The organism is Rhodococcus sp. D-46 (assembly GCF_011290655.1).
GTDB classification, from domain to species: Bacteria; Actinomycetota; Actinomycetes; order Mycobacteriales; family Mycobacteriaceae; genus Rhodococcus_F; species Rhodococcus_F qingshengii.
This window is the reverse complement of record NZ_JAANTF010000011.1, coordinates 188,533-199,983: the sequence shown is the minus strand read 5'-3', so window position 1 is coordinate 199,983 and position 11,451 is coordinate 188,533. Positions and strand designations below refer to the sequence as shown.

Below are 11,451 nucleotides of genomic sequence, written 5' to 3'. Positions count from 1 at the left end.
TCCCCGTCCAGGGCACATTGCATCCTGAGCGTGTGCGCAATTTTTCAGCCATAACTTCGGTTAGCGAGATCTTTACGCCGAAAACGACCGTCCCGACGGCCCGCGAGACCGTACCTATCGGTCGTCATGGTGACGCTATTCACACTGATTTGAGGAACTCCCGGCACCGATAACAACCCGATCTCGACACCGATTGGACGTCCGAGGGCACAACAGTGGAGTTCATGAACCTCACAAAGAAGAAGTCCTGGAGTGAGCTGTCACCCGCGCAACGCCGCGTCGTCGCCGTGCTCGCAACGATTCAGTCCCTGTTGGCGATCGCCGCGTGGACAGACCTGGCGCGACGCCCTGCCAATACGGTCAACGGCAGCAAGAAGAAGTGGGCGGCGATCATCTTCGTCAACTTCTTCGGGCCACTCACCTACTTCCGCCGAGGCCGGATTCAGTCGAAGTAGTCCCAGAACTGCAGCCACTTCACCGACGCGAAGAGCGTCAGAGTCACGACGTACACCGCAATTACCGCTGCGCCACCGCGCCAGTTGGTGCGGGGAACGGCGCCGTCGACCGGGTCGAGCCAGTGGCGGAACCACCTGGTGACCGTCGGCATCAGGAACCACGTCATGGCGCCGACGCTGACTATCTGGCTCAACCACATCGACAGCCACGGCGGCGCTCCGATCCCGTCGAGCAGCGGCCCGAGAAACCTCGACAGCGTCATCACCGTCGGATAGAGGACGAGCAGGATGATCATCGCCGTCTTCCAATTCGGCGTCGCGCGAGTCTGCCCGTTCTCCGTGCGCAGAATGGTGCCGAACGGTGTCGACCGCGTGGTCTCGGTGAAGTCCTCGGCCAACTCGGCCCGCAGTTTCGGTAGTGCTGCGGCCCTCTCGGGCGACGCCATCCACACCGCCAACTGCTGCTCTGTCCGAAACCGAAGGACGGACTTCCACTGGGTGGAGTCGGTGACCGACCGCAACAACATCACCGACTCGTAGCCGGAGAATCGCGAACTGAGATCGATGAGGTGTCGTTGCGTTCGCAGAAACTCGTTCTCCTTACCCACGACGACGGCGTGGTCGTACACACCGATACCGGGCGGCGGCAGCACGCCGTCGATCAGAACGAGATCACTCGTCTGCGCCAGAATTCCCGTTGCAGCAGCTGATCTTTCGAGATCGTGGCGATCAGTCGACTCCAGCCAACGATGAAGATCGTCGGCACTGTCGAAAGTGACGGACACGCCGTGCGACACCGGTTCCGGTTGATCACTGATGCCACAGCTCAGGTAGCCGTCGAATCGACCGGCGGTCTCGGCCGCACGCTCGACCCACGCCCGGAATCCCGAACTCGTTCGGTGGTACCCGGTGATGGCAGTTGCGGACACGTCAGCCCGATATCCGGCGCCCTTGCACGTACACGTGCGCAATCGCGGGCTCGCGCATCGCCATCAGGAGCCCGAAGAGCGTCTGGTCGCGGGCGAGTATCGGATCATCCGAACGCGTTCCGTAGTTGACGAGCCCGGCGAGCGGCGGCCACCCGGACGGATCGATCACCAGGAAGTCGGCCTCTTTGCCCTCGTCGAAGTTGCCGATCCGGTTCTCCATGTCCAGCGCGCGAGCACCGCCGAGTGTTCCGGTGAACAGCAGTTCGGCAGGGTGCATCGACACTCCGTCGTCTCCGGCTTCGGAGATGTGAACCTTGAAGGCGTCGCCGAGGACTCGGGTGAGCAGGCACTCGTCGCCGCCACCGAAGTCCGATCCGATCGCGATGTTGACCCCTGACGCAACGGTTCGTTTCCACGGCATGGTGCCGGAGCCGAGAAACTGCTGGGACGTAGGGCAATGTGCGATCGAGGTTCCGGTCTCGGCCATTCGTGCGAGTTCGGAGTCCTGGCAGTGCACCGAGTGCGCGAGTATCGCGCGTGGACCCAGGAAGCTCTTTCCGCCGACCTGTGAGCCGGGGAGGAACTTGCCGTCGTACGTGTCGAGATAGGTCTCGACCTCGTACTCGGCGAGTGTGGTCGCCACCTCGCCGGTTCCGGGCCGATTGTTCTCGTTGAGATGACTGTGGAAGTAGACGCCCCGGTCACGGACGGAGTCGTACAACTCCCCCAAGTCCTTCAGCGTCCGTGTTGTCACCGCGAGAGAGAAGCGGGGAACCACTGCGACGTGAACGAGCGCAGTGTTCACGTCGCCGGTGTCGGCCGCGTGCCACTTGTCGATCTCCTCGCGGGTGAGTCTGATCGCGTCCTCTTCCGAGGTGATCAGTGCAGCGGCGGAGGCCGGGCCGGTGGTCTGAATCCCGCGTCCGCTGACCACTCGAAGGCCGCGTTCCAGAGTTTCCGAGAACAGGGCGTCCTGCGCGTGCGGGAAGGCCGATCCGAACACCATCGCGGCCGTGGTTCCCGTGGCGATTCGGCGAGCGCAGAAGGCCTCGGCAGCGTGCTGGGCGAATTCCGGATCAGCGAATCTCGATTCGGAGGGAAAGACGCACAGGTCGAGCCACTCGAGGAGTTGGCCGCCGCCGTAGGCGTCGCCGGCGTAGGTCTGCGGGAAATGAATGTGTGCATCGACGAATCCGGGCAGCAGGAAACCCGGTCGGTGGTCGTGAATTTCGCCGCCCGCGAGGTCTCCGGGGAGCGATTCGAATTCTCCGCAGTAGACGATCGTTCCGGCATCGTCGATCGCCAAGACGCCGTCGGGGATCGAGACGAGCGACTGCGCCGCATCCTCTACCGTCGGACGACCGGAGATGTGGAAGACATGGCCTCGATGAAGGTGCGTCACTTACTGAGCAAAGCACAAAACTACCCGGCGCCGCGCGGCGAATGCTGTCCTTTTTGTCAGATATTGGGATCAAGCAAGAGTTGCATGCCAAACAAGAGCCGCAGCCAGCGCACCTGCACCGTTCAACGACCAATGCAGAGCAATCGGCGCAATGAGGCTGCCGCTGCGATGACGAAGCCAGGTGAATACGAGACCGGCCGCAGCGGTGGCGAGAACAGCTCCGAGGATGCCGGCGACCTGGCCGACGACTCCAGTACCGAGAAAGCCGGACAGCCCTTCGTTACCACTGGTCAAACCCATCGACGACGCGATGTGCCACAGTCCGAACATCAGAGAACCGGCAGCGGCGACGCCGCGGAATCCACTGACCCGGTTCAACGTGCCGTGCAGGACGCCACGGAAAGCCAACTCTTCGGGAATGACGGTCTGCAGCGGGATCACGATCATCGACGCGATGATCGCGCCGGAAATTGTGGCGTAGCGATCCGCCATGAAGAAGGGGCGTGTGAGCGGAAGCAACGCGCCGACGGCGACAACGGTCAGGACCAGGCCGACGGCGGCAAGGGCGTACTTCGAACCCCGTCGGAGATCGCGAGGTGAGAGCCCCAATTCCGCCCACCCCATTCCCCGGCGCTTGGTGAGCGCCAACAGGACGAGAGCAGAGATGGGTACCGTCGCGATGCTTGCCCAGGCGGTGGTGAAATGCGCGATCAGATTGGTTCCCACCAGCACCACGATCACAACAGCGATATCCACGTATGCATGCATCCGCGGAAAACGAGGAGCGGTCGCTTCGATCTCCACTGGACCGATCTCCACTGGGCCGCCGCTCGTTAGCTGAAAGTTCACTTTGTCCAGTGTACCGGCGCACGAGAACTGCCCGCCACTGTTTGCGAACACGCTCACAGTGACGGGCAGGTCCCGAAACAGCTCTGATCAGGCGCCGAGCGTGCTCGCAAACTTCGGAACGGCGTTGTCGATTGCGTAGGTCAACCCCGGTGCCGAGCCACTCGAGAACGCATTGACGAGTGCCGGGTCATCGAGGATCAACAGATGTCCCTCCTGAGCCGACGGGATTGCGCGCAGTAGCGGATCGTTCGCAAACGCACTGCTGTCGAGGAAGATCGGAAACAGCACCGTGAGATCCGCGTCGAACAGGTTCAGGTTCTCGTTGGCGACCGGGATGTAGAAGTTTCCGGTGGCTTTTTCGGTGATCGCCGTCGGGATCGTGAAGCCGAGGCGCGTCATGAAGTCTGCGCGTGCGTCGCCGGGTACGTACGCGCCGTAACCGTCGGAACTGTAGGCGCCGACCGCCGCGGTCTTGCCCGCGAAGTTCGGATTGGCGGCAATCGCGGCCTCGAACTTGGCGTCGAGGCCGTCGAGTAGCGCCTTGCCTTCCGATTCTTTGCCGAGTGCCTTGGCGACGAGTTCGGTCTGCTGCTCGACCGTCGTCCCGTAGGCCGTGGCGAGACCTGGAGGCGGCCCGACCGTCGGCGCGATGGCACTGAGCTTGTCGTAGGTGGCCTGCGTGTTGTCGCTTCGCGTCCACAGAATGAGGTCCGGTTCGAGCGCGATGACGTCTTCGACGCTCAAGTCCATCGTTCCGAGGATCTTCGGGTCCGTGGTGAACTCGTCCGCAATCCAGGGTCCGACGCCCTTGCCACCGAACGCCATCCAGTCCGCGACACCGACCGGCTGTGTTCCGAGGGCAAGTGCCGTCTCGGCGTCCGACCAACCGAGCGCGACGACGCGCTGCGGGTTGGCCGGGACCTCGACGTCGCCGAACATGGTCGTGACGGTTGCTCCCGCCTCCGCGGGTGCGTCAGCGCTGTCGCTGCTGCAGCCGGCAAGTCCGGCGACGGCGAGCGAGGCGGCCAAGGCGGTGACTGCAATCTTCATTCGAGAGACTTTGATTCGCATGGTTACCAGCACTCCTCCAACGCTCCAGCGAGAATTAGGGAAGGCTAGCATCAGCTAACGAAGGCTGTCGCCCATCGGCCAGATCGTGTTCAGGACGCGTCTGCGGCCCGTTCGAGCTCCGCGATGTCGATCTTCTTCATCTTCATCATCGCGTCCGTGGCGCGTTGCGCCTTGGCCCGATCCGGATCCTTCATCAGTTCGAGAAGACGATTCGGGACTACCTGCCAGGACAATCCGAACTTGTCCTTGGCCCATCCGCACGGGCCCTCTTCCCCACCCTCGGTCAGCCTGGACCAGTAGTGATCGACCTCAGCCTGATCGACGCACGGAATCTCGAAAGACACTGCTTCCGAGAACGTGAACATCGGCCCGCCGTTCAATCCGGTGAATCGCTGACCGCCGAGCTCGAAGCTGACGGTCATCACCGATCCCGCAGGCATTCCGGAAGGCGATCCCTCGACGTACCGTTCGATTCCCAGGATCTGCCCGGAACCGAACACCGAGATGTAGAAGTTCGCTGCTTCTTCTGCTTGGTTGTCGAACCACAAACAGGGAGTGATGGAAGGCATGTTCTGTCCTTGTCGACGAGGTTACGAATCAGGTGTACAGGGTTATAGACCCGGCCCGAAGCGGAAACTCATCGCAAGGAATTACTCAAGCCGACAACGCAGAGTCGAGCATCGGCCAGGAGCGAACGAGTTCGTCGCGCCAGTACGGCCAACCGTGCGTCCCCACCGGTTGAGCGCTGCGGGTGACATCGACTCCGCGATCGCGCAACACCTGCGTGATCTGGTCGGTGCACAGGTTCGATCCCAGTTCCATGACCCCGCCAACGACCAATACCCGGCCCAGGGCAGGAGTATCGAGAGTTTCGTGCGGACCTGGTAGTCCCGATCCCGAGGCGAGATACACCTTGGTGCCGCGCAGCTTGTCGGCATTGGCGAAGATGTCGTGCTCTTGCCAAGCCTCACTGCCGGCCGGACCCCACATCTGCTCCGAACGGGCATTTCCGTTGATCACCACAAGATCGGTCAACGCCTTGCCGAATCCCCCGACAGTTGTGTAGCAGCCGCTGTAGCCGGCGACCGCGTCGTACAACCCGGCTGAGCGCTGGGCCAGGATCAGCGCGGCTTCTGCGCCCATCGAAATCCCGCCGATTGCGTTGTGCCCGTTGGTGGCGAACCTCGTGTCGATCAGTGGGGGAAGCTCTTTCGTCAGGAACGTCTCCCACTTCAGACGACCGAATTTCGGGTGGTCTTCCTGCCAATCGGTGTACATGGTGCCGGTTCCACCGATGGGGAGTACGACGTTCACGTTTCTGTCGGCAAAGAACGGGACGATATCGCCGTTAGCCGGAGCCAGCCAGTTGTTCTCTTCGATCTGCCCGGAATTGCCGTCCAGGAGATACAGCGTCCCGCGCGGTTCCGAGCGGTCGGCAGGAAGCAGCACTTTCACCTGCATGGTGCGCCCCATGGCGGGACTCGCGACGTCGAGAAGAACCAAGCGCGAGGACAGTTCGGTGACACTCGTTATCTTCGGGGTCTCGTCGGCGAGCACGGTCGAGGGCAACGCAAGTAGTGAAATCAAGGCGAGCGCGCCGACGAGAACGACGCTTCGAAGGCTTGCTCGATGGGGCCTCACACGCCGAGCGACGCGGCGATCATCGGCCACGAGTCGTGTAAGTCGTCTTCCCAGTATCCCCATGAATGCGTTCCTGCCGGCTTGAAGTTGTAGCGAATGTTGTTCATACCCAATGCGTTCGTCCTGTCCGCAAGCTGGGTGGTGCAGTAGTGAGTTGCCGCCTCGATTCCGCCACCGAGAACAAGCTGCAACGCCAAATCTGTGACGTCGTTGTCGATCCGCGGATCGGCAAGTGTGTCGTACGGACCCGGAATTCCGGTTGCTGTTGTGATGTACATAGGGACTCGAGGTAGCTTGTCCGCGTTGACAACCGGATCGTGGGCCGGCCAACCCGGACCATCGTACGGACCCCACATGTTTTCCGCGTCACCCCCACCCACGGCGACCACGAGTTTCACGAAGTTCTGCCCGATGCCCCGACTCGTCATCGCGCACCCGCTGAAGGACCCGACACTGTTGTACAGCGCGGGCGCCGCCATAGCCAGATCCAGTACCGACGTGCCTGCCATCGACAGGCCTGCCAGTGCGTTCTCGCCGGTCGTCGCGAACATCGAATCAATGACTGGCGGTAGTTCTTCCGTCAGGAACGTGGTCCACATGTTGACCCCGTTGTTGTTGCCGGATTTCGCGAGGCCGGGGTCCGGCCGCTCCCAATCGGTGTAATAGCTGAATGCTCCACCGAGAGGGGTGACCACGTTGACGTGCTTGTCCGCGAAGAACTTCGGTGCGTCGGTCCGCACCGACCACGTCGCGTCGTCTTTTCCTCCGTCTACTCCGTTGAGTAGGTAGAGCGTCGGAGCAGGCGTCGAAGTATCAGCCGGCCGCAAGACCTGCAACGGAATGTCGCGCCCCATCGACGGTGAGTACACCGAGATGTCGACCAGCCTGCTGTCCGCCGACTGAGCGTGACCTGGTGCTGTGAGGAGCTGGAACCCACACACTGCCGTGGCCAACGCCACGAAGACACGGAAAACCGTTCGTAACGCACGAGTCTCGATCATCCGGGTCACTCTCTTCGGCAGCGGAACCTTTCGAACGGTACCGCCTGAAACAGGCAAACCCGACGTGATCGGAAAAACTCGATCCGGTCGACACGGAAAGGCTCACGCACCGAGTGCGTGAGCCTTTCTCGTCAGACGACGCTTACTTGGGCGTAACCGTGCCGCCGCTGAGCGTGGTCAGTGCGTCGACGAGACGCTGACCGAGGTTGTTGACGCTTCCGATGGCTTCACCGAGAGATCCCATGAGTTTCCTCCTGCAGTTTGTCGAAATTGAAGTAACTACACCCGGAGCGGGCGTGGCAATGTCGCGCTGAATTAGGGGGTGGGGTCCTTGGAGATGGTCTCTACCGATCCCATGAAGGTCTTGAGCAGACCGTCAGCGCTGAACAGTGATCCCAGGCCCTGAACAACAGCGCCGAGAATTCCTTCCATTGAACCCATGTGAATCTCCTTGAGAGGTCAGAGGTCAGCTGCCAAAAGCACCCGACAGTGCTGTGACAGCTGCGTCACATCTGTAATGTATCCGTGACGTGGGTAACAGTAATCATACGAACGACCAGTTGGCAAAGGATTCCGACAATGGGGTCATTATTTCGACTAATAAGGTCTGCTACTGAAAAAATTCCGGACAATCGGTCGAATTTGACCAATTCTGTCGCCGCATTGATCAACCGCCCCAAATCCTGCGGTTACCCACCAGTAAACTGAAATCATGTCTAGCGCAACCTCACTCACGCAGGTAGCTAATTTCCGGTGGCACCGCCATCAACTCGACCGAGCGGTTGTCGGTGACGCCGATCACAGCGATTGCAGCATTCTCGATCTCGGGATTCAGAACACCGGACCTGACGGAGCCGCCTGGGCCCTGCGGATCCGCGGCGTCCGCGTCGACGCCACTGAGCTCGCTCTTGCCTGGACGTTGCGCGGAGCCCCCCACTATTACCGTCGGGGCGACCTGCCTGCCGTCGCCGCCGCCACGTCGCCGTTCAGCGAAGCCGATGCAGCCAAGCGCATTTACGACGCCAATCGGCCCCTGAAGGCCGCCGGCATCCCGACGCTGACTGCCCTGCAAACAGTTGCTGCTGCGATGCGGGACATCGTCTCGAAACCAACCGTCAAGGGCGAGATGTCCGCGCAATTGACCACGCGGGTCACCGAGCCCTATCTGAGATTCTGCCGCCCGTGCAATGCCACTCATCTGTACGAGATGCCGTTCCGGCTCGCGGCACTCCAGGCAGGCCTCGAGCTACAGCCGAACACATCTCCCCCAGTGCTCGAACGCATTCCGGGTTGGCGCCGACGCCCATTCAGCGCCACGGGCGCAGACGCAGATTCCCGCTTCGACGTGATCCGGGGTTATCTGCGGTTCTACGGCCCCGCGACTCCTGCTCACGTCGCGTCGTTTCTCGATGCTCCGGTCAGGGACGTCAAAGCCCACTGGCCAGTCGATGCCGAGGAGATCGAGGTGAACGGCGAGAAGCGGTGGATTCTCGAACAGGACCGCGAAGACTTGTTCGGCTCCCCCACCGATTCGAGTACGCGCTTGCTCGGGCCTTTCGATCCGTATGTACAGCTCAAGGATCGGGAGACCCTGGTTCCCGATCCGACCGCCCAGAAGACGGTGTGGCCGACCCTCGGGCGACCGGGCACGGTGGTGGTCGGTGGCACGATCACCGGATTGTGGCGACCACGAGCATCCGGAAAGAAGCTGAAGGTCGCGATCACCCCGTGGGGAACGTGGTCACGATCGGCCCGCGCAGCAGTGGCCCAGCAGGCCGAAATACTTGCCGAATTTCGCGGCGTCGAGCTCTCCGAACTGGTCGAAGTATCTTGATCGAGCCAGTGGCATCCGGATAATTCCAGCTCACACCCGCCCCGATTCGGAGAAGGAAACCCCCAACGATAACCTGAATGCGACCTTCGCACGCACCCTTGTTCAGGAGAGATGATGGCCGACTTCCTCTATGAGGACCTGTTGCCGATCGGTGATGACACCACCGAGTACCGATTGCTCACCACCGAAGGGGTGTCGACAGTCGAGGGACCGGACGGCCGCACCTTCCTGCAGGTCGAGCCGGAAGCGATGCGCTTGCTGACCGAAACGGCGCTGCACGACATCTCTCATTACCTGCGCACGGATCACCTGACGCAGCTCGCGAGCATCCTCGACGATCCCGAAGCGTCGAACAACGACAAGTTCGTCGCGCTCGACCTGCTCAAGAACGCCAATATCGCCGCTGCCGGCGTTCTGCCGATGTGCCAGGACACCGGAACCGCCATCGTCATGGGCAAGCGTGGACAGCACGTACTCACCCCCGGCGACGACGAGAAGTCCATTGCCCGCGGTGTCTACGACGCCTACACGCGTCTGAACCTGCGCTACTCGCAGAACGCCCCCATCACGATGTGGGACGAGAAGAACACCGGCAACAACTTGCCCGCGCAGATCGAGCTGTACGCCGATACTGCTGCCGGACATGAGAACTCGTACAAGTTCCTCTTCATGGCCAAGGGCGGCGGCAGCGCCAACAAGTCCTACCTGTACCAGGAAACCAAAGCGATCCTGAACCCCGACTCGATGATGCAGTTCCTCGAGGCGAAGATCCGCTCACTCGGCACCGCGGCCTGCCCGCCGTACCACCTCGCGATCGTCGTCGGCGGTACCTCGGCCGAGTTCGCGATGAAGACGGCCAAGTACGCGTCCGCGCACTACCTCGACGAGCTGCCCACCGAAGGCGCCATCACGGGCCGCGGCTTCCGCGATCACGAACTCGAGAAGAAGGTCTTCGAGCTCACGCAGAAGATCGGCATCGGCGCACAGTTCGGCGGTAAGTACTTCTGCCACGACGTCCGCGTCGTTCGACTCCCCCGCCACGGCGCTTCGTTGCCCGTCGCCATTGCGGTGTCCTGCTCGGCAGATCGACAGGCGAAGGCCAAGATCACCCCGGAGGGCGTGTTCCTGGAACAGCTCGAATTCAACCCGGGTCGTTTCCTGCCCGAGGTCACGGACGCTCAGCTCGACGAAGAGACGGATGGTATTTCGGGTACCGGCAAGGGTGCTGCGGTCAAGATCGATCTGACCAAGCCGATGTCGGAGATCCTCGCCGAGCTTTCCAAGCACCCGGTGAAGACTCGTCTCTCCTTGACCGGTCCGCTCGTCGTGGCACGCGACATCGCGCACGCCAAGATCAAGGAACGCCTCGACGCAGGCGAAGAGATGCCGCAGTACCTCAAGGATCACCCGGTGTACTACGCCGGCCCCGCCAAGACGCCCGACGGCATGGCGTCCGGTTCGTTCGGCCCGACCACGGCCGGCCGTATGGACTCGTACGTCGAGCAGTTCCAGGCCGCCGGTGGCTCGATGATCATGCTGGCCAAGGGAAACCGCTCCAAGCAGGTCACCGACGCCTGCAACTCGCACGGCGGTTTCTACCTCGGGTCGATCGGTGGACCGGCCGCTCGCCTGGCACTCGACTGCATCAAGAAGGTCGACATCCTCGAGTACGCCGAACTGGGAATGGAAGCCGTCTGGAAGATCGACGTCGAGGACTTCCCCGCCTTCATCGTCGTCGACGACAAGGGCAACGACTTCTTTGCGCACACCGGTGAAGTGACCCTGACGATCGGCAAGCGTCCGGGTCTGTAGACACGTCAACAGCAAAGAGCCCCGGCGAGTTTCGATCGCCGGGGCTCTTTTGTGTCTTTGTCAGGTCCAGAGCGCGGCCACGAATACGGTCACGAACGACAAACCGCCGACGACGTGTACCAGATTCGGATTGGGCTGGCCCTTCTTCTGCTTCGCCCGGGTGATCTCGGCAAGCGCCACGATGACCAGCGAAAGCACCAGCTTCACAGCGATCTTCGCGTGAATGTAGTTCTTGTCCAGGGCGCCTTCGCCCAACCCGACGATGATCAGGCCGGACACGAACTGCATCCTGGCACCCCACACCATGACCTCGGTGATCGAAGGAGCCTTGAGGACGGTGAAGTAGCTACCGACCAGGGCAGCCATGCCGAGTAGGTGAATCACTACAAAGACGTTGTATAGAACAGACATACAAGCACTTTAACTTGTACCTTGTTCTGGCCGAACGGAACTGCGA

General features: G+C 61.7%; 12 protein-coding genes. 3 read left to right on the top strand and 9 right to left on the bottom strand.

The features are described 5' to 3' along the window. Positions 1–224: 224 nt before the first annotated feature. Positions 225–455 (top strand): PLD nuclease N-terminal domain-containing protein, encoded by a 231-nt coding sequence (locus G9U53_RS27280; RefSeq protein ID WP_007726301.1) that lies wholly within the window; start codon positions 225–227, stop codon positions 453–455. Here G9U53_RS27280 and G9U53_RS27275 read toward each other — a convergent pair. The 8 genes from G9U53_RS27275 to G9U53_RS34090 all read right to left on the bottom strand — a co-directional run bounded on the left by G9U53_RS27275 (position 443) and on the right by G9U53_RS34090 (position 7,789). Continuing rightward, positions 443–1,384, bottom strand: coding sequence for an antibiotic biosynthesis monooxygenase (locus G9U53_RS27275; protein ID WP_165639629.1), 942 nt, complete (start codon positions 1,382–1,384; stop codon positions 443–445). The genes G9U53_RS27280 and G9U53_RS27275 overlap by 13 nt on opposite strands. 1 nt (position 1,385) lies before the next feature. Continuing rightward, positions 1,386–2,786 (bottom strand): amidohydrolase family protein, encoded by a 1,401-nt coding sequence (locus G9U53_RS27270; RefSeq protein ID WP_165639628.1) that lies wholly within the window; start codon positions 2,784–2,786, stop codon positions 1,386–1,388. 69 nt (positions 2,787–2,855) lie between these two features. Then, a complete protein-coding gene (locus tag G9U53_RS27265; RefSeq protein WP_020908494.1) occupies positions 2,856–3,554 on the bottom strand; it encodes a CPBP family intramembrane glutamic endopeptidase in 699 nt (232 codons plus the stop codon). 168 nt (positions 3,555–3,722) lie between these two features. Then, the gene (locus G9U53_RS27260) at positions 3,723–4,706 is read right to left on the bottom strand and encodes an iron-siderophore ABC transporter substrate-binding protein (protein WP_165639627.1); all 984 of its coding nucleotides are present in this window, start codon (positions 4,704–4,706) and stop codon (positions 3,723–3,725) included. An 89-nt stretch (positions 4,707–4,795) separates the two neighbouring features. After that, the gene (locus G9U53_RS27255; protein ID WP_007726307.1) at positions 4,796–5,275 is read right to left on the bottom strand and encodes a VOC family protein; all 480 of its coding nucleotides are present in this window, start codon (positions 5,273–5,275) and stop codon (positions 4,796–4,798) included. 85 nt (positions 5,276–5,360) lie between these two features. Continuing rightward, positions 5,361–6,347, bottom strand: coding sequence for an alpha/beta hydrolase family protein (locus G9U53_RS27250; protein WP_333823904.1), 987 nt, complete (start codon positions 6,345–6,347; stop codon positions 5,361–5,363). Continuing rightward, on the bottom strand, positions 6,344–7,348 hold the full coding sequence (locus tag G9U53_RS27245) for an alpha/beta hydrolase family protein (protein WP_165639626.1): 1,005 nt from the start codon (positions 7,346–7,348) through the stop codon (positions 6,344–6,346). The genes G9U53_RS27250 and G9U53_RS27245 overlap by 4 nt, the downstream gene beginning before the upstream one ends. Positions 7,349–7,663: 315 nt before the next feature. Continuing rightward, positions 7,664–7,789, bottom strand: a complete 126-nt coding sequence (locus tag G9U53_RS34090; protein ID WP_019744544.1) for a hypothetical protein — start codon at positions 7,787–7,789, stop codon at positions 7,664–7,666. A 271-nt stretch (positions 7,790–8,060) separates the two neighbouring features. Here G9U53_RS34090 and G9U53_RS27240 point away from each other — a divergent pair, with 271 nt between their 5' ends. Continuing rightward, positions 8,061–9,182 carry a winged helix DNA-binding domain-containing protein gene (locus tag G9U53_RS27240; protein ID WP_165639625.1) on the top strand — a complete coding sequence of 374 codons (1,122 nt, stop codon included), beginning with the start codon at positions 8,061–8,063 and terminating at the stop codon, positions 9,180–9,182. A gap of 114 nt (positions 9,183–9,296) precedes the next feature. Then, complete coding sequence (locus tag G9U53_RS27235; RefSeq protein WP_007726313.1) at positions 9,297–10,994, top strand: fumarate hydratase; 1,698 nt, start codon at positions 9,297–9,299, stop codon at positions 10,992–10,994. A gap of 60 nt (positions 10,995–11,054) precedes the next feature. Here G9U53_RS27235 and G9U53_RS27230 read toward each other — a convergent pair whose 3' ends face one another. Continuing rightward, a complete protein-coding gene (locus G9U53_RS27230) occupies positions 11,055–11,405 on the bottom strand; it encodes a hypothetical protein (protein WP_165639624.1) in 351 nt (116 codons plus the stop codon). Positions 11,406–11,451: the final 46 nt, after the last annotated feature.